Genomic DNA, 18,488 nt, shown 5'->3' with positions numbered 1-18,488 from the left:
TTTATGGGGCTGCGCAGGTCCCTCAATAACCGACGAAGTAATACGCCTGACGCCCGACCATCATGGTTTTGAGCACTTTCAGTGGCGGCGCGGGTTCGCTGTCGCCGGCCATTACCACCACGTGAGACGCCGAGGCCGCGAGGAAGTCTCGCAACTGCGCTTCGGTATCCAGACCTTTGAGTACTTGCTGGGTATAGAAGACCGTGGCGCCACCGACCCGCTCGTTGGCCTGAAACAGTGCGACTTGATGCCCTGCGGTTTGCAGCGCCTGAATCTCTGCGCTCAACGGCAGGAACGAAAGCTTTTTGTCGGCATGAGGCAGCGCCCACTGCGCGGCGGCGAGGTAGCTGCCGATCACCAGCGTGAGTACACCCACTGCCAATGTCTGACGGTGACGGGCGATTCGGCCTACGAATCCATTGCCGGATTCATACTGCTTCAAGCGATCGAACAGCACGCCCGCATACTCCGCTGCGATCACCGCGGCGGCCGGCGTCATCGACATCAAGTACACCGTGCGTTTGCTCGACGCCAGCGTCAGCATGATGAACTGCGCGACGATCCACAGGCTGAAGAACAACAGGTAACGATTGGCCTTGAGCTCTTTACGAAAATGCCACAGCCCCAGGTACACCAGAATGTTCCACGGCAGAAAAGCTTCCGGCAGCTTGGCGAGGTAGTAATAGAACGGCTCGTAGTGCCCGGCCTCGACGAACGAGCCACTGAATCGGCCGACACTGTTGGTCAGCAATACTTCTCTGACTGCTTGTGCGCCGCCGTGCTGATAGAGCACCACCAGCCAGATCAGCAGCGGAATCAAACCAACCACTGTCAGCAGACCCGGTCGCAACCAGTCAGCGATTTTCAAGCGCTTGTCCATCAGGCTGTCAGCCAGCAGGTACGCGAAAATCACCACCCCGGGCATTGCCAGGCCCAGCACACCCTTGCTCAACGTGGCGATGGCAATCCCGACAACGAACAACAGCGAGTTGCCGAGAGTCGATGCCCGTTGCGCCTGGAAAAACGCCAGCAATGCCATCGTCACGCCGAGCGCCAGCAGCGCATCCTCGCCGACGCCGCGCACGTTGCTCCAGTAACTGGCCATGGTCGCCAGCAGAATTCCCGCCGTCCACGCGAGCATTTTCGGCCGCCCAAAGCGGCGCAACATGCCGTACAGCACCATCACGCTGAGCAAACCGGCCACCGCTGAGGCCAGCCGCACTGCCCACGGCGATACGCCGAAGACACGCATGGCGCCGGCATCCAGCCATAAACTCAGCGGCGGTTTTTCCAGAAACGGTTCACCGAACAGACGAGGCGTGACCCAGTCATCGTCCAGATGCATTTCCATGGCGATCCCGGCGACGCGGGCTTCGGTGGAGCCTTGCAATTGATGGCCGCCCAACGCGAAGAAAAACAGCAGGGCGGCAAGGAGAAACAGCGAAGTGGCGGCACGCGACATGGCTTTCAGGCAACCGGAAGGGGCGGGAGGCCCGAGCATACTTCGCCAATGCTTAACAAATTGTGAAACTCACGACAGTCGCCGTGACCAGCGTTTGTCCGGGGTCTCGAAGACCGGATTGACCAGCGCCGTCAGCACGTGATCCTGCCAGCGCCCGGCAATGTTCAGATAGGCCTTGGCGTAACCCTCACGCTCGAATCCGAGTTTTTCCAGTAACTGTGCGCTACGGTCATTGCCGGGAATATAGTTGGCCATGATCCGGTGCAGGTTCTGGGTTTCGAACATGTAGCCGATGCCGGCCTCCAGCGCTTCGCGCATCAAGCCCTGGCCCTGATGGGCTTCGTCGATGTGATAGCCCAGATAACAGGCCTGAAACGCTCCACGAATGATGCCGCTGAAGTTGCACGCGCCGATCATCTGCTGGCCGTCCGGCGTCAACAGCGCGAAGTGCATCGCCAGCCCGGCCTCGAATGCGCTGGCTTGAATGTCGAGACGTCGGCGGATTTGTTCGGTAGAAAAATAGTCAGTGGTGCGGATCGGTGACCAAGGCGCAAGGTGGCGCTGATTGCGTTGGTAAAAAGCACTTTCGAGGTGCGCCTGTTCCGGAGCAAGTATCGCCAGCGTCAGGCGAGGGCAGGGCAGGGTCAACAGCGGCATCGGGCGCTCCGGTCAAGGGTGTCAAAGCACAGAATTGACCGATGCGGGCGAAAATACAAACGGGTTCTGAACCGACAGGCCCTATAAGTTTTGCCAGCTGGTTGCACATGCAGATAGGAAGGCTGCGCTTACATAAGCGCTTTCGACGTGTTTTCAGGGAGTGGGCAATGGAGTTTGCGTTTTCCGTCGGCGCCGAGTCGTTGACGTTGAGGTCCCCGGATCCGGCGATGTGCAAGGCGCTCCAGCACGCGCTGAATGTCAGTTATCCACAGCACGCAGAGTTCCTGCCGTGGGCGCGGCCCCAGACCAGCGAGGCGCAATCGTTGGAGTCCTTGCTGCGTGCTCGTGATGAGTTCAGCAGTCAGACCGGTGAGCGCCGATTGTTCATCGTCGGTGCCGACGGGCAATCCATCCTTGGCTGCATCGGCTTGAAACCGCGTCAGCGCGAGCGCTTGGTGGTCGGTTACTGGGTCAACACTGAGCATTCCGGTAAAGGCTACATGCGCGCCGCCCTGGCCCGATTGGTCAGGCGCTTGCCGGATTCAAGGTTTTATCTGACGACGTCTTCGGCCAACGCGCGTAGCCAGCGTCTGGCCGAGGCGGCCGGGTTCAGCTTGATCCGAATCCATCCACAGGCCCGCCATTCTCCACGCCACGGTGTGCAAGATACTTATGTGTATCGCTTCGACGGCAAACGCCAGGCAAAAAAAAGCCCGCGGGAGAGCGCGGGCGAACCGTAGTTTCTTGAATGAGCGAGTGGACTTTACCGGTTTGGCAGAAGCCCGGCAGTGAAGAAAAATTCATCTCGATGGATCGCCCAGGCGACGGTGCGGTCAGTGCCGTTGTCGCCCGTTAATGGCGAATTTCAGGGCCTGATGGAGCAGGCGTTCCCTATTGCACAACCTGGTCCCGGGCCCGACAGACCACAATCTCGGCCAACGCGCTCAGTTGCCTGATCGCCACCGCGATATGGCGTTGGGATTCGTCGCATTCATCGGCAAAGTTTGCGCTGATCTGCGTAAGGGAATCGAGAAGATCACTGGCGTGCGAGAGCAGACTGATCGTGTCGACATCGTCGCGCACGCTGAACATCTGCTTGAGGGGGATGGTACGACGGCGATTTCGACCGGTTGAGCCGCTGGCGCTGGCGTGCGTTTGATGGCCGGGCGTTTGCGCGTCGGCGGATGCCGGTCCAACAAGGGAAAGTCGGGTGATCTTTTTCATGACGTAGCTCCGTGGAATGAACAATCTCTGCGGGGGCGGTCTGTCAAACCGTCCGCTGGAGGGCGGCGAGTCGTGGAGGGTAGCGCCGCAAAAAACTGTCCACCAGTTCATGAAAGCCGACGCGTATTGCGGGAAATTTCCTAGGACCTGGAATGTAGGAAGCGAAGGCTTCTCTCAGTCGCTCATGGTGTCGCCGGTTTTTTGCGTGCGGTATCAGCGTGCAATGAGGGCGACTGTCAACGGCGCGAATAAAACCGAAATCCGGTTTGATAATGTTTTGCAGGAGAACTAATGTGCGCGACGTTCAATCGGCAGCCCTCGCTCTCCAGCGAGAGTCATGGCCAAGTCCTCTCTGATATAGAACACGCGTCGCCACATCCGGAAGATTTCTCTACAAGGAGTAGAAAGCATGTTGAATCGACAGCGTTCACTACGACGCCAATACGCGCGCCTCACTGTCGCCCTCCTGCTTACTTGCGGCATGGCCGTGTGCACGGTGCCATCGGTACAAGCCCAGACACAGGCGTCAACCCCGGCCGAGCTGATGCGCGAAGCTCTGCGTCTGGACAAGGAAGGCTCGCTGGCGCAGGCCACGGAGGTTGCCCGAGCGGCCATGGTGGCGGGTCGCAAGCGCGGTGGTTTCGATTTCACCGAACTGGACGCGGGCGAGCTGCTTGTAGATCTGCTGTACAAACAGGCTCGATATGACGAGGCCCGCAGCGCCGCAGAAGAGCAGATTGCCTACTGGGAGCAGCAAGCCACCAGTAACGGCAGGCCGGTCAAGCGCGACGCCCGGAGCACGGGCATGCTGGGCCAGGCGATCAAAGCGAGCATCATGGCGGGCGAAAAAGACCAGGTCGCACGCCTGCAAGAAAAACTGGTTGCCGTCACCAGCCCTGATCCCGCTCTCTGGCGCTTGTCTGCGCAGGAACCACGCTTGCGATACAGCCTCGCTGACTTCTCGATGCCCCTCACGGTGGGGCAGTGGAACCTGACCAAGTTCGAGCCAGCAGCCAAACGTGATTTCAATAGCATCGTTGTTTATACACAGGCGTTGCCGAACGGTCCGTTGATTGCCGAGATCGCTCTCTCCTACGACGAAGCTCAACACAAGCAGGGCGAAGCCGAGCGTCAGGAGCAGCAGGTGGCGTATCGTCAGCGACATGAGCCCAGCGCACTGGAAGCCGCAATGCCCGATCTGCCTTTCGACGGTCTGACCTCCTTTAAACGGGGAGATGAATGGTTGTGTAAAGACCAGGCTTGCATGAATGTTCATTGGCTGGCTTTCCGCGGCGATTGGCGCATTGACATCGACATCACCTTCGGACTGCACGACGAGGCCCAAGCCACTGCGCAAATGCAGCAATTGTTCGCCGCGTTGAAATGGCCCAGCGCGCCGCCGCTGTTTCGCGAACGGCCGCTTGAACAGCAGATCAGGGATATCGAAATAGCCGCTTCTCTGCCTGACGGCGTCAACAAAGCGGCTGTACTCGCGGAGCAGGCGTTGCCCGATGCGTACTTCCCGGACGAGATCGCGCGTATGCAGACCTACATTGGCGTGTCTCAATATCGACGTGGCAACCTCGACGCCGCTCGCCGTGCGCTGAGTGTGGCCGTGCCGCCCTGGGAGAACGCCCACGTCGATGAACTGCTCTATCGCAGTGCGCTGGATTACGCCGCCGACATCGCCTATCGGCAGGGCCGAATTGAAGACGCCGTGCCGCTGAACCGCCAGTTCATCGAATGGCAGGAAAGTGATGCGACGCTGGGCTGGTCAGTACCGAAGGACGAAAATGCCCTCGTCAACCGCCGCCAAGGCACGCATCTGCCCTTGCGCGTGGGTGACTACCGGTTGCGACTGGATACGCAGGGTCGGTTCTACTACGACAATCTGCAGACTGGTGCACAACTTGGCCTGACCGTGGGGTTGCCTCAGTCCTCGGATCAGGAACTGGAGTTGACGCTGCGTTCCTTCCTGTCGAAAACCCTTGGCCTGCAGGCCGGCAATATTCACAAGAGCGGTTTTTCACCCAGGTCCGCGACACCGGGCGACGCCAAGCCCACCGGCCACAAGTGGGAGTTCGATGTGACGGCTTGGCCTTCGGACCCGGACGACTCCAGGGTAAATCCGCTCACCGGCATCCCGGACAAAATACCGAAGAAGATGACCTTCTGGATTGTCGATCGTAAAGAGCAACGGTCGATTTTGCGGGCCCCTGTGACGGACAGTGGCCGATCCAGGACTGAAGCGGACCAGGTTGTACAGGCGTTGTCCTGGTAGAAAAGGGGGAGAGTGTCATCCCGGATTCAATCCGGGCTGATTAATCTTCTATTTTCTCTTCACGCAACACCCAGCCAGCCTCTCCCGCCACCAGTTTGTACTGGATCTGCCGCATCTTCCCCGTCCGCCCCGCCCCTGCTTCGGCGCTGTCGTACACCGGAAAGCGCTGCACGAGCCTGTTCTCCACCACCGCAAACGAATCCTCGCCCTGATACCCCTCGGCCGCTTTTGGATTTTCGCTGATCGGCGGCAAATAGATTTCGCTCAGGGATTTTTTCCGGTTGGCGGAGTAGGCGATCAGTTCACCCGGCATACCGCGACCGGGCGCGCGCGTAGAGATATAGACCTCGGGCGAGCCATCGTTATTGAGGTCGGCGACTTCGGCGCGGATGATGCTGCCCTTGAGGGGGCGGGTGATCGCCGAGTTATCGATTTCCAGGCCTTTGGGCTCGATACGCACGATGGGCTTGCCATCGACCCGATCCGCTTTCACATGAAAGTCGATGCCCTGCAACGCCAGGTTCTGCTCGAAAGGTGGGTTGTTATCCACCGCGTCGCCGTTGGCGAGGATCAGCGAAATTTCGTAGTTGGCCACCTCACTGCGCCGGGCTGCGTTGCGCATTAGATAGACCTGCACCGTGTAATCGCCATCGGCGGGCAACGAGCCGATGAAGTGATTGCCCATGATCGAGCCGTTGAACAGCGCGTAATCGACGCCTTTGGCGGTGATATTGAAATAGGCGGAACTGTTGGAGGGCTTGAAGTCCACAGTCAGGATCTGCCCGGCCTTGGCATTGAGTTTGTACTCCGCCGTTTTATAGCCCTTGATCGACTGCTTGAACTGGACGCTGCCATAGCCGCTTTTGTAGACCACTTGCTGGATCCGTGGCGGGACGTCGGTGGTGGCGTGGGCGTGGGCAGACAGTGAGACGAGGGTCGCCAGTGCGGCGCCGAGCCAGATGTTCATGAGGGTCCTTCGGGTAGTGGCCTATGTGGCTCGAAGGATAGATCCGCAGGCATGGGGCCGTCCAACCGGGAGGGATTGGAATCCGGCGGCGATCTCTGCCCATCCCGTATACGGGCATTTCGCGGGGTAGCATCGTTTTAGCCGCTGTCGGCGGAGCCAACCAATTGAGGTTAGTGCAGGCTCCCATAGAAATCAGTTGCGCCCTACAGGGGGGCGCAGTGCTTTTGTGAATGAGGAGGCTTGGCTCACTCCTGCGCCTGATGCTGCAGCAGCTCGCAAACCTCCACATTCATTTCTACAAACGCCTCCCAACTGAACTGCTGGGCGTAGTGCATCTGGTACTGTCGGTCGACGCGGCAGATATCCGGCCGGGCATCGTAGATAAGGCAGTGCTTGTCGGCATCACTGTAATGCCGACAAGTCCCATCTCCGCGATCCAGGTACTGCGTCTGTTCCGCCAGGTGCACATTGCGGCAACACAGGCCGCACTGCGTACAGGGAAACGCCGGCAGCGTCATACCAGTGACGCCAGCCAGTTGCGCGTGCTGGTCGCGTTACCCATCTCGAACGGCAACTCTATCCCGCGTGCCGCCACAGCATTCTGCAGTATCGCACTGCGCCGGATCTCGTCATTGCACTCCTCAAGCTCTTGGGTAAAGGCCTGCAATTCCTCCACGTCCAGGTTGAACTCCAGCCGGCTCAGCTCCAGCAGGTAACGGTCGAGCTCCGCGTTGATTGCCTGGAACTCGCGCACCGTGCCGGCGTGCGGCGTCAGAGATTCGATGAAGGCCCAGAGCTTGCGCGCCATCGCGCTGTGCAGCAGGAAGTAGTTCAGGCCAAGGGTCACCAGACCCGTAACCAGGGCACCGGCAAACGCCGCCAGCTCGGTGCCGAACGGGAAACTGAGGAACGGCACCAGTTGGGTGTAAGCCATGGTGCCGACCACCGTGGCAACGCCCACCGACAGCAACGACGTCACTGCCTGGCACTGCTCCACGAAGCTTAGGTGATCAGGGTTGAACACCATCAGCTTGATGGCCTTGACCAACTGGCCCCACAGCTCGCGGATGATCTTGATCGCCATCGCCTGAGTGGTGGCGAAGATGTTGAACAAGGTGGTAGTCAGGCTCCCGAGCACCCCAGCAAACACGCCATCCTTGAACGCCACCAGGAAGTCGTTGAAACGCGCCTGCACCCGCTTCCAGATGCCCTTGAGCGACTTGTTGATGCTCTCGACGAAGGCCTCCAGGCTGAACGTGTGCTTGAGCTTGTCCAGCAGGGCCGGCAGTTGCTCGCGCAGTTCGAACCACACTTCCGCCATCATCAGCCCGAGCATCTGCCGGGTACCCATGGCCAGGCCTGCCGAACCGGCGGCATGGGCAGTTTGGTGGAGAAATTTGCTGCTGGTGTAATAGGCCTTGTTGATCTGCTGATCGTAAGGGGCCCGTGCCTCGGCATCACGCTTGAGCATGGCATCGGGGTCTATGGCCTTGAGTTCCTTGATCTTGCTTTCGGTCTTGCCAATCCTGGCTTCCAGCGCACTGGCTTCATGTTGCTGCTGCGGCGTTTCACGCGGCATTTTCGTCAGGCGCGCGCGGTCGCCCGCCAGCGACTTCTCATGGTTAGAGATCAGGCCCGGCAGCTTGTTCAGGTACTCGTTGATCGGCGTCTGTTTCTTCGACTTGTTGACCGTCTCGTGGGTGGTCTGCAGGTTGCTGCTCTGGTTGGCCAGCTCTACACCACTAAGCCCGGCCAGCACCCGCCCGGCATCATCGTGGATTTCCTTGGCGCTGATCACGTGGTCCAGGTTGCGCTGTTCATGAGCGGCCATCACCGTGTTGCGGTAAGGGTCGTTCAGTGTGCCTGCCGCCTGGCTGGCTTTGTCTTTCTGGCCAGTGGCGATGTAATTCGCGTGTTGGTGGTAGGGCGTGGAATCGTACTCGCCACGCTGCTCGAAATACTGCTTTTCTGCGTCGGTCGCCCATACGCCGTTGCGCACGTTGTGGATGGTGTCCACCTCGCCGCCCTGCTTGTCCTTGAACAGCAGAAAGTCCAGGCCAAAGCTGGTCGTGAGGCTGGTGATTACAGTTTTTTCGAGCTCTTCGGCCCAGGGGAATTCTTGCGCTGCGGCGTGCATAAAGGCATCCATGACGAATGAGTGAAGGCGAAGCGGAGGCGGGGCCTTTCGGCCCCGCCCAGAGCATCAGGCGGGCTCTACGCCTTGAGCCTTGGTCTTGGTTTCGCTGATCTGCTCGTCCAGCTTGGTGCTGTTGAGGATCATCGAACCATCGGCATCGGTAGCCATGACTGGGACGTCGTTCTTGTCCTTGACCACATTGCCGTTCACTTCCTTGACCTTGAACAGCGGGGTGGTGATCAGGTCGACCAGGATGGCGGCGAGGGCGAAACCGTTGTTGATAGCGCGCAGGATGTTTTCGCTCATGCTGGTCATTTCAGCGTGCGGGTCGAGTTTGCGGGAGCGAATGTCTTCAATACGGCGGGCTGCGTACTTGAGGTGTTCGAAGTACTTGTCGAACTGTCCGTACACCGACTTCAACACGTCATTGATGTCGAAGGCGTAGTCTTCTGCCTTGCTCAGCTGTTGCTGGGCGTTCTGCAGTTTGGTGGTCGCACTGTCCACTTCGCGGTCAGCCTTGCGGGCATTCTTCAGCGCTTCATCGCCATGGCTGTCGTAAGCCCAGCCGGCGATAGCCAGTACCGGGCCTGCTACTGCGGCGCCCAGGATTGCAGTACCGCCAGCCATGCCCAGGCCACCAGTGGCGAGTGAGCCGCCGCCGATTGCCGCCAGCGTTGCGTTGGTCGCCGCTACCCCGGCCAGCGAGGAGATGGCGGTGCCAGTGGAGGCTGCGCCCAGTGCCATGACGCCGCCATATACGGCAAATCCGGCCGCTGCGCCGGCAATGCCTGCTCCTGCGGTGGCGCCCAGTACGCCAACAGCGGTGTAGCTGTAGCTCTCGACTCTCTGCAGCTTGTGCTTCGGAATATTGATCTTCAGCTTGTCCTGGCGGCCTGCGTTGAGCTTGTCCAGCAAATCGTTGGCGAGGGTCTTGAACTCGTCGAACTTCTTGCCGATCTCAAGTTCTTCCCGACCCAGCGCCTCCAGTGCCGCGTTGGTGGCTTTTTCCTGTACGTCGAACGCATCCTTTTTGTTGGCATAACGCGCTTTGGCAGCGTTGACGATGTCATCGGCTTCCGAGTGCTTCTGGTAGCCGTCGTAGCCTTTTTTGGCTCCGTAGGCAGCACTGACCAGCGCGGCAGCGCCGAGGATGAGGGGAAGTGGCATGGCAATGTCCTTTTGATTGTTGGAGGTCAGGCAGGTTGCAGTTGCGGGGTTGCGTGATTGTTCTGGTACAGCGCCTGCATCGAATTCAATCGCTCGCGCACTTCGTCCACCCACACTTGGGGCGCATGCAGGCGAATGTTTTCATTCAGGGCGAAGATCCACCACAGCGTTTCGCGGTCCAGCGGCACGGTTGCGTGCAAGCGGTGCCAGCCCTGTTCGGAAACGCTGCTCAAAGTCTGTTGCTGGCTCAACGGCGTTTCGTTGAGCAGGGCTGCGATCTGCGGGCGTACATCCGCGATCAGCTCGACCTGGGCCGCGGCCTCTCGATAGCTGAAAACGCCGCTGGCGATGTACGCATCCACGTCAAAGCTTTCATGTTCGTGACCGGCCTCTTCGAGCACGCTCACTTCGGTGATCCGGTGCAAGGCGAATTGGCGCAGGTCGCTATAACCATCCACAGAGGCCAGCAGGTAGCTCGCCGCATGGCGCGATACGAGGCCCGCCGGGTGCAGGCGAAAACGCTTGAGTTCACCCTTGCTGCGACTGTTGTAAATCACTTCCAGCTGCTTGCGCTCCAGCAGTCCGGCTGACACTTGGGCCCAGGTGTGTGCGCTGACTTGCGCCGGAAGCAGGGTCTTGCCGTTGGGCAGTGAGCGAACTCGCTTGGCCCAGTCGGCCAGGCCGTTGCCACCCAAGCCATTGAGGAAGTTGCGGGCTCGGCGGAACTGCGGGCCCAACTGGTCCAGAACGCTTTGCGGAAGGATCGGGCTCAAGTGGCTTTCCGAGAGGAACAGCGCCAGTGCGGTAGGCGCATCCATGTCTTCCAGCTTGAGGGGAGCCTCGCGGGTGAAGCTCCAGCGGAAGGGTGTTTCGCTGTCGTCACACTGCAAGGAGAACGGAATCGACAACCGGTTCAAGTCACGCTGGATCGAGCGCAGGGTGACCGAAAACCCTCTGTCACGAAGCTTTTCGAGCAGGGTCGGGGTTGCAATACGCTGAGGTTCGGTGGGAATCAGGCGTAGCAATGCAAATAGCCTGAGCAGCGTATCCTTCGCTTGGGACATGGTGACTTCCTGGTTTTATGTCTCTACTGAACGCCAGCAGGCTGGCATCAAGTTGGCGTGAATCCTACTCAATCAAATGGCTTTGTGCCATCAATTGTTCAGAGGTTTGTTTCAGTGTGCGGCAGGTCGCTGCGCTTCGCGTTCGCGCTTCATTTCACTGTATTCGCGGTAGAACGCGTAGCCTTTGGTCAGCACCACGAAGAGTCCGATGGTGGCGAGCAGATTTTTCATCGTTGAGCCCTCTTGAAGATGTGAGGCATTGTCGGGGCTGGCGCGACAACCTGTGTCGTGCCAGCGAAGATTCAGCCATGGACCGTCAGGAATTCTTCCAGCCGTGTCTTGAGCACTTCCTTGGAGGTGGCCGTGCGACGGTGAGGTGAAGGGGTGCTGCAGATGGGGCAGTGAGTGAACCAGTCGCGGTTCAGCACCAGCACGTTACTGCTTGGAAGAAAGGTCTTTTTCCAGGAGCAGTAGTGGCAGACGAGGGTAAAGGGCGAGGGGGCGATCGGCATGGCTGCACCTAATGATTACCAAGTGCAGTCAGAATGGCAGTGGCGGGCGACAACCTGTGTCGTGCTTGCTGAGGTGATACTTTCTCGAACGTATGTTCCGTATCGGCCAGCTTGGCCTGAGAGGTTATTGCAATGAGCTTTGGGATCAATCCCTTCAGGTCGGGGAATACCGAGATGGCTGGCACTCAAAAAACCGTTATGGTTCTCGAAAGAGTTACAAACCGTTGATTTAGCCGAAATTCAGGCACAAAAAAAGACGTCCGTGGACGTCTTTTTTATTGAGTTGGTGGAGCCGGGGGGATTTGAACCCCCGTCCGCCAGTACTCCGCTGTCGGTACTACATGCGTAGCCGTTTCTATTAAGTTAACCCTCAGCGACCCGAAGGGCAGGGTGCTTTGGGCGAGTTGTGTAAGTTTTAGCCGCTTCGTCCACAACGTACTGCACGGCGATTCTGTTCTATATGACAATCATTTTGGGTTTACAGACATCCCCTGATGATTGCTGGACCCGAAGGTACCAGGAGCATTGTCAGCTGCAATTAAGCAGCGAGAGCAACACCGTATTGGTCGTCATTGGCAACTATAAGTAGTTGCAACAGTGGATTTACGACTTCTGTTACCAAGTCGGCATGCACCTAAAGTTTCGCAACCGGCGTCGAATCCTAAACGGCCCCGAACTCATTGCTCAGTACATCTGTTTGAGCAACAAGCCTGCGCAGTGTACGCCAATCAGCCCGCAAGGCCAACCCGAAGGTTGGCCGGGACGTAATCAGTTGTTGGTGCCGGTGGATTTGCGCAGTTCCACGATGGTTTGCGAGGTTTCCGCAATGCAATCGTCGATTTTGCCTTGAGCCTTGAGCGCCTCGGCCTTGCTCACACTGGTGTTAGCGCGCTGGCTCAGTTCCGGATTCGCTGACAGCTGACCCTTGGCATTGTTGATGGTCTGAATATTCGCATCACACAGGTCAGCAGGCTTGTCTGCGGCGAACGAAGTGGAAGCCATCATCGATGCAGTAACGAACAGACCTAACAGTACAGAACGTTTCATGTGTATCTCCTTGAACCGAGTGGGTCCAGACTTCGCTGGCCGTCAGGACGGGCAACCGTATGGAAGAAAAACCCCGATCTGTCGGGGTTATTCTGTGGACTACAGTCGAACTCAAGGGTTCTATTTTTCTTCAACAGGCCCTCGCCCGGGTCACGCGATCCACCAGATAGACCAGGCCGTGGTAGTCAATCCCGCCATGTTGCGTCAGGCCGATCTCGCAGGTGCGGCTGGTGGAAATACCCTCGCTGCAATGCTGCACCGCATCCTTCAGCGTGCGCAGCGAGTGGCTGTTCAGCTCCGGTGTGGTGAAGCCTTTGTCGCCGGCAAACCCACAGCAATGTATGCCTTCCGGAATCACCACGTTGTTGCTGCACTTGCGCGCCAGGTCAATCAACGCCTGGCTTTCGCCCAGATGTTGCGTGCTGCAGGTCACGTGTACGGCAATCGGTGCGTCTTGCGGGGAGAACTCGAGTCGATCGAGCAGATGCGTACGGATGAAGCGCACCGGGTCGTACAGATCCAGACGGGTTTCTCCTACGTCCTGCACCAGCCGCAGCGTGCACGGGCTGGTGTCGCAGTAGATCGGATCGAGCCCGCCGCGACTGGCATGCAGCAGTGCGCTGATCAACTCCTGGCGTTTGTGTTCGGCCTGCTCGGCGTAGCCCTTGGAGGCGAAGGGCTGGCCGCAGCAGAGGTTGTCCTGATTGTCCGGGAACACCACTTGGTAACCGGCCTTTTCCAGCAGTCCACGGGTTTTGTCATAGAGCGACATCTGCTCTTTATCACCGGCTGCCGGGCCCATGACTCGCGATACGCACGCGGCCAGATACACCACACGCGGGCGCTCGTCCGAAACGCTGGGACTGAAGCGAATGGCCTTCTCCGGTTGCGGCATCGCATTCGTCCACAACGGCACCTGACCCTTGGACAGTCGGGTAATCGTTGCCGAAAGCTTCGCCAGACGCGGTGCGCCGAGCAGCATCCGCGCACCGTTGGCCACGTGCAGGGTGAAGCGTGCGCCTTGCAGGGTCTTGGCGAAATTTCCTTCGATCCAGTCAGCGGTTTTCTGATGCGTCGCGTGTCGACCCCGCAGTTTTTTCACCAGCTCGCCGGTATTGATCCCTACAGGACAACGTTGCGCGCACAGACCGGTCGCGGCGCAGGTTTCGATGCCTTGGTATTCGTAGGCTTCTTCCAGTTCGGTGGTGTCGACGCCGGCACGTTTTTTCGCCTGAATATCGCGCCAGATCACAATGCGCTGGCGCGGGCTGAGGGTCAGGCCTTTCGACGGACAGACCGGTTCACAGAAACCGCACTCGATGCACTTATCCACAATCTCGTCGGCCGCCGGCAGCGGTTTCAGGTGTTTGAGGTGGATCTGTGGGTCTTCGCTGAGCACCACGTCGGGGTTGAGAATGCCATTTGGGTCGAGCAGACGTTTGAGCTGCCACATCAGTTGATAAGCGTCGCTGCCCCATTCCAGTTCCACGAACGGCGCCATGTTGCGGCCGGTGCCGTGTTCAGCCTTCAGCGAACCGCCAAACTCCACGGCGACCAGTTGCGCGACGTCGTCCATGAACGCTTGATAGCGTGCGACTTCTTCCGGATTGTTGAAGCCTTGGGTGAAGACGAAGTGCAGATTGCCTTCCAGCGCGTGTCCGAAAAGGATCGCTTCGTCGTAGGCATGTTTGTCGAACAGCTCAATCAAGCGGTTCACGCCGATGGCCAGTTGTTCGACCGGGAAGGTCACGTCTTCGATGATCACCGTGGTGCCGGTTTTGCGCACGGCGCCGACAGCAGGGAAAGTGTCTTTGCGGATCGCCCAGAGCTTGGCGTTCTCGGCAGGGTCTTCGGTGAAGTCGACTTGCTTTTCCACAGGGAAACCGCTGAGCGACGCCATGATCTGTGCCAGTTGCTCCTGCAGCAAAGTGGAAGACGCGGCGCGGGATTCGATCAGCAGCGCGCAGGCATTGTTCGACAACTGTTGTACGAAAGCGGGCATGCCGGGCTTGTCCTGCACCGACCGCAGGCTGCGCCGATCAAGCAACTCTACGGCGGATACCGGTTGGCTTTTCAACACGGTGACGGCGTTGCAGCAGGTCTCCACATCCGGAAACACAATCAGCGCCGAGGCCTTGTTCGGGTGATCGATCACGGTGTCGTAAGTCACCGCGCTGATGAAGCCGAGGGTGCCTTCGGAGCCGACTAGCAGGTGGCTCAAGATATCCACAGGCTCGTCGAAATCCACCAGGGCGTTGAGTGACAGGCCGGTGGTATTTTTCAGACGGTATTTGTGGCGGATTCGTGCAGCCAGTTCGGCGTTGGCGCGAGTCTCGCGGCCCAACGTCGCCAGGCGTTCGAGCAGATCACCGTGGCTGACTTGGAATGCCGCAACACTCGCCGGGTCTTCGGTATCCAGGCGCGTGCCATCGGCCAGCACCAGGCGAATTCCGGCCAGGGTGTGATAGGTGTTTTGTGCGGTGCCACAGCACATGCCGCTGGCGTTGTTGGCAACAATGCCGCCGATTTTGCAGGCGTTGATCGACGCCGGATCCGGACCGATCTTGCGCCCGAACGGTGCCAGCCATGCGTTGGCCTGTGCACCGATCACGCCGGGTTGTAGGCGGATCTGCGTACCTTCGCCGCGAATCTCGCGGGCGTTCCAGTTATCCCCAAGCACAATCAAAACCGAATCGCTGATCGCCTGACCGGAAAGGCTGGTGCCGGCCGCACGGAAGGTCACTGGAACATGATCGCGCTGAGCCAGTTTCAGCAGCGCGACCACTTCATCTTCAGACTCGACACGGATCACCAGTTTCGGGATCAGCCGATAGAAACTGGCGTCGGTGCCAAAGGCCAATGTCGACAATGGATCATCAAAGCGGCGCTCGGCTGGAATCAGTTGCTGCGCATCACGCAGGAAATTCACTGGAAGCGTCATTGGTCCTCCAGGATCAGAACCACCAGATCTTTCGGGCCGTGAGCGCCGTAAGCCAGCACTTGCTCGATGTCGGCAGTTTTCGACGGGCCGGAGACCAGTAACGCGTTGGTTGGCATGCCTTGCGCCCACTCGAATTCGTGTTGCACCTGATAGAAGTTGTCGCGGATTTCACTGGCCTTGAGCAGAGCGAAATGCACCGGCGGCACCAAACTCATCAGCCGGGGTTCTTCACGGGTTGGCCACATGATCAGGCTGCCAGTCGCGGCGATGGCGCCTAGGGTGCCGGTAAGGCTGGCCGGGGTGTCGTTGAACAACTCGGCTTTCCATTCTTCCATCGGTCGGTCGTAGGATTTCAGCGTCGGCAGGTCGGGATTGTTCGCCCAATGCTGTGTGATGCGTTGCCCATGCGCTGTAGTCGGCGCGATCAACAGGCTCGGCAACTGACGATCGCGCAACAATTGCGCAAGCAGCGCCGGCCATTCTTCGCCCGAAGTCAGGTGAATTTCGGTGTGCACCGCTTCCATCAATTTACGCAGTTGCGGGATGCGTTGTTCGGCGCTGTAGGTGTAAGGCTGTGTCACCAGATCGACATCGAAGTTGTCGGCAATCGGCGTGGCGCCAGTCAGACTTTTCCGCAGCTTGGCGAGGATATTTAGCTTGGCGCTCATCAGCGGTCTCCCTGTTTGGCCAGATGCTCGCGGGCCATGTCGTGCAGTGAGCGGGCGGCGGGTTTTGGCGCGCTGTGGTTTTGTGTCCATGGGCCGACGTTGCTCGGGGTCAACGCACGCAGGCGCGTGGCGAAGAAACCGAACAGTCGATACAAGGTGGGCGAGCTGTTGAGCCTGGCCCAGGCGTTCCAGATAAAGCGTTCCTTGCGCGAATATTTGCTGCCCTGACCGCGCATCACTTGATGTGGGCTGTCCGGGGCTTTGACGTTTTCTTCGCGCAGGCGCCGCAGGATCGCCGGGATAGGAATTTTTACCGGGCACACTTCACCGCAGGCTCCGCACAGCGATGACGCACTCGGGTGATCCGGCACTTTTGCCAGGCCAACCATGTGCGGGGTGATGATTTTGCCGATCGGCCCGGGATACACCTCGCCATAGGTGTGACCGCCGACGCGGGTGTACACCGGGCAATGATTCATGCAGGCGCCGCAGCGGATGCAGTTCAGGGTCTGGCGCAATTCGCTGTCGGCGAAAGCCTGACTGCGACCGTTGTCGAGCAGGACCAGATGCACTTCCTGCGGGCCGTCGAGTTCATGTTCCTTGCGCGGGCCGGAGATCATGTTGACGTAAGTAGTGATCGGAATGCCCAGCGCCGAGCGGGTCAGCAGTGACAACAACGGAACCACGTCGCGGAGATTTTCGACAACCTTTTCGATGCCGGTTACGGCGATATGCACCGGCGGCACGGTGGTGGTCATGCGCCCGTTGCCTTCGTTTTCCACCAGCAACAGGGTGCCGGTTTCGGCCACGGCGAAGTTGACGCCGGAGACGCCGATGTCCGCTTCGAAGAATTTCTGCCGCAGGACTCTGCGACCGATTTGAATGAGTTGGTCAACGTCCTTGGTGTATTCCACGCCAAGTTTGTCGTGGAACAAGGACGCGACCTGACCGGCATTCTTGTGGATCGCCGGCATAATGATGTGTGAAGGCTTCTCGTGGTCGAGCTGGACGATGTACTCCCCCATATCGGACTCCAGACATTCAATGCCTTGAGCCTCGAGGAAATGGTTCATCTCCATCTCTTCGCTGACCATCGATTTGCCCTTGATCACTTGCCGCGCCTCGTGAGCGCGGATGATCGATAAGACGATGCCATTGGCCTCGTCCACCGTTTCCGCCCAGTGCACTGTCACACCGTTGCGGGTCAGGTTCTGTTCCAGTTGCTCGAGCAGGTCGGGCAACTTGGACAGCGCGCGGGCTTTGATCGAATTGCCCAGTGCGCGCAAATGTTCTCTTTCGTGGGCATCGCTGAAAGCCGCTGCCCGCTTGGTCATCAGTGAATCCATCGCAGTACGGAAGTTGTTCCGCAACTGCTGATCACCCAAGGCGTTGTGCGCCCGAGTGCGGAAATCTTCTTCTACGGCGACCGTAGGAATAATCGCGGAAGTGCTCATCGCGCACCCCCGGTTCGTTGCCACAAGAAGCTGGCGAGATGTTGCCCGCGTAGCGCTTCTTTTTGTTTCTCCAATGCGCCGTTGATGTTCATCAAACAGCCACAGTCGGCACTCAACACCTTGTGCGCGCCGGAATCCTTCAGTGCTTTTGTCTTGTCTGCCACCATCGCGCCGGAAATGTCTGGCATACGGACGCTGAATGTTCCGCCGAAGCCACAGCATTCGCTTTCGTGGTCGTGGTTGACCCGTTCCACGTTGCTCAACTGCGCCAACAACTCGCGGCCGTGCAGGTGGGTGTTCATTTCGCGGCGTGCCGAACACGAAGTGTGCAGCGCGACTTTCACCGGTGCGCCGCTGTCCTTGAGCTGCACCTTGCAGACGAACAGCAGGAACTCGGCCAGTTCATAGGTGCGGGCCGCGAGGGCCTGAACCTGTTTCAACGTGTCCGGCTCGTCCTTGAACAAGTCGGCGTAATGCTCGCGCAGCATGCCGGCGCAGGAACCCGACGGCACCACCACCGGATAATCTCCGGCAAACAGCGCCAGTTGCGAACGCGCCACGGTCCGCGCCTGCTCGGTGTAACCCGAGGTGTAGGCCGGTTGGCCGCAGCAACTTTGTCCTTGCGGATACTCCACCCGAATCCCTTCGCGCTCCAGCAAGTGAATCGCGTCCATCCCGGCTTCGGGGTAGAACAGGTCAACCACGCACGTGCCGAACAGATAGACCCGCGACGGTTTCTCGCTAGGGTATTGCCGAGGTTCGGGCAGTGGCGGTGCCACGCGGGTCGCGTTTGGCACGGCGTTGTAAAAAAGCTCGCTCATCAGGCGTGTCTCCGGGTGGGCCCGGTTATCCGTCTGTTGCGGCTGCTGAATATAGAGAACGTTGCTTTCAGCAGCCTTACAGACCG

General features: G+C 59.1%; 16 protein-coding genes and 1 other RNA gene. 2 read left to right on the top strand and 15 right to left on the bottom strand.

The genetic code is table 11. The features are described from left to right. Nucleotides 1–22 precede the first annotated feature (22 nt). Both A8O26_RS19955 and rimJ read right to left on the bottom strand, forming a co-directional pair. Nucleotides 23–1,462, bottom strand: a complete 1,440-nt coding sequence (locus A8O26_RS19955) for an ArnT family glycosyltransferase (RefSeq protein WP_064119495.1) — start codon at nucleotides 1,460–1,462, stop codon at nucleotides 23–25. Nucleotides 1,463–1,531: 69 nt separating this feature from the next. Continuing rightward, nucleotides 1,532–2,119, bottom strand: coding sequence for a ribosomal protein S5-alanine N-acetyltransferase (gene rimJ / locus A8O26_RS19950; protein ID WP_064119494.1), 588 nt, complete (start codon nucleotides 2,117–2,119; stop codon nucleotides 1,532–1,534). A 167-nt stretch (nucleotides 2,120–2,286) separates the two neighbouring features. On the opposite strand from rimJ, the gene A8O26_RS19945 reads away from it, so the two are divergent. Further along, a complete protein-coding gene (locus A8O26_RS19945; protein WP_064119493.1) occupies nucleotides 2,287–2,859 on the top strand; it encodes a GNAT family N-acetyltransferase in 573 nt (190 codons plus the stop codon). A 151-nt stretch (nucleotides 2,860–3,010) separates the two neighbouring features. Here A8O26_RS19945 and A8O26_RS19940 read toward each other — a convergent pair whose 3' ends face one another. After that, complete coding sequence (locus tag A8O26_RS19940) at nucleotides 3,011–3,343, bottom strand: DUF6124 family protein (RefSeq protein ID WP_064119492.1); 333 nt, start codon at nucleotides 3,341–3,343, stop codon at nucleotides 3,011–3,013. 409 nt (nucleotides 3,344–3,752) lie between these two features. Between A8O26_RS19940 and A8O26_RS19930 the strand changes: the two genes are divergently transcribed. Beyond that, complete coding sequence (locus A8O26_RS19930; RefSeq protein WP_064119490.1) at nucleotides 3,753–5,624, top strand: hypothetical protein; 1,872 nt, start codon at nucleotides 3,753–3,755, stop codon at nucleotides 5,622–5,624. A 40-nt stretch (nucleotides 5,625–5,664) separates the two neighbouring features. Here the strand turns inward: A8O26_RS19930 and A8O26_RS19925 are convergent, their stop codons facing one another. The 12 genes from A8O26_RS19925 to A8O26_RS19875 all read right to left on the bottom strand — a co-directional run bounded on the left by A8O26_RS19925 (nucleotide 5,665) and on the right by A8O26_RS19875 (nucleotide 18,402). Next, nucleotides 5,665–6,591 carry a hypothetical protein gene (locus A8O26_RS19925; protein ID WP_064119489.1) on the bottom strand — a complete coding sequence of 309 codons (927 nt, stop codon included), beginning with the start codon at nucleotides 6,589–6,591 and terminating at the stop codon, nucleotides 5,665–5,667. Between the two features lie 245 nt (nucleotides 6,592–6,836). Continuing rightward, complete coding sequence (locus A8O26_RS19920; RefSeq protein ID WP_064119488.1) at nucleotides 6,837–7,109, bottom strand: YkgJ family cysteine cluster protein; 273 nt, start codon at nucleotides 7,107–7,109, stop codon at nucleotides 6,837–6,839. Beyond that, nucleotides 7,106–8,728: a hypothetical protein gene (locus A8O26_RS19915; RefSeq protein ID WP_064119487.1), complete on the bottom strand. Its 1,623-nt coding sequence runs from the start codon at nucleotides 8,726–8,728 to the stop codon at nucleotides 7,106–7,108. The genes A8O26_RS19920 and A8O26_RS19915 overlap by 4 nt, the downstream gene beginning before the upstream one ends. A gap of 66 nt (nucleotides 8,729–8,794) precedes the next feature. Further along, nucleotides 8,795–9,895 (bottom strand): hypothetical protein, encoded by a 1,101-nt coding sequence (locus A8O26_RS19910; RefSeq protein WP_064119486.1) that lies wholly within the window; start codon nucleotides 9,893–9,895, stop codon nucleotides 8,795–8,797. A 26-nt stretch (nucleotides 9,896–9,921) separates the two neighbouring features. Next, nucleotides 9,922–10,959, bottom strand: a complete 1,038-nt coding sequence (locus A8O26_RS19905; protein ID WP_064119485.1) for a helix-turn-helix transcriptional regulator — start codon at nucleotides 10,957–10,959, stop codon at nucleotides 9,922–9,924. A 302-nt stretch (nucleotides 10,960–11,261) separates the two neighbouring features. Continuing rightward, complete coding sequence (locus A8O26_RS29490) at nucleotides 11,262–11,471, bottom strand: hypothetical protein (protein WP_081265222.1); 210 nt, start codon at nucleotides 11,469–11,471, stop codon at nucleotides 11,262–11,264. A 284-nt stretch (nucleotides 11,472–11,755) separates the two neighbouring features. After that, nucleotides 11,756–12,144: a transfer-messenger RNA gene (gene ssrA / locus A8O26_RS19900) on the bottom strand. Nucleotides 12,145–12,239: 95 nt separating this feature from the next. Next, nucleotides 12,240–12,518: a hypothetical protein gene (locus A8O26_RS19895; protein ID WP_064119484.1), complete on the bottom strand. Its 279-nt coding sequence runs from the start codon at nucleotides 12,516–12,518 to the stop codon at nucleotides 12,240–12,242. 130 nt (nucleotides 12,519–12,648) lie between these two features. After that, entirely contained in the window at nucleotides 12,649–15,459 is a 2,811-nt protein-coding gene (locus A8O26_RS19890; RefSeq protein WP_064119483.1) for an FAD-binding and (Fe-S)-binding domain-containing protein, read from the bottom strand. Next, a complete protein-coding gene (locus A8O26_RS19885) occupies nucleotides 15,456–16,127 on the bottom strand; it encodes a LutC/YkgG family protein (RefSeq protein WP_064119482.1) in 672 nt (223 codons plus the stop codon). The genes A8O26_RS19890 and A8O26_RS19885 overlap by 4 nt, the downstream gene beginning before the upstream one ends. After that, on the bottom strand, nucleotides 16,127–17,581 hold the full coding sequence (locus tag A8O26_RS19880) for a LutB/LldF family L-lactate oxidation iron-sulfur protein (RefSeq protein WP_064119481.1): 1,455 nt from the start codon (nucleotides 17,579–17,581) through the stop codon (nucleotides 16,127–16,129). The genes A8O26_RS19885 and A8O26_RS19880 overlap by 1 nt, the downstream gene beginning before the upstream one ends. Continuing rightward, a complete protein-coding gene (locus A8O26_RS19875; protein WP_064119480.1) occupies nucleotides 17,578–18,402 on the bottom strand; it encodes a (Fe-S)-binding protein in 825 nt (274 codons plus the stop codon). The genes A8O26_RS19880 and A8O26_RS19875 overlap by 4 nt, the downstream gene beginning before the upstream one ends. Between the last annotated feature and the right edge of the window lie 86 nt (nucleotides 18,403–18,488).

This window comes from Pseudomonas fluorescens, assembly GCF_001648775.1.
In the GTDB taxonomy this organism is placed as follows: domain Bacteria; phylum Pseudomonadota; class Gammaproteobacteria; order Pseudomonadales; family Pseudomonadaceae; genus Aquipseudomonas; species Aquipseudomonas fluorescens_M.
The sequence above is the reverse complement of the archived record's forward strand: the minus strand, read 5'-3'. Positions and strand labels throughout refer to the sequence as shown.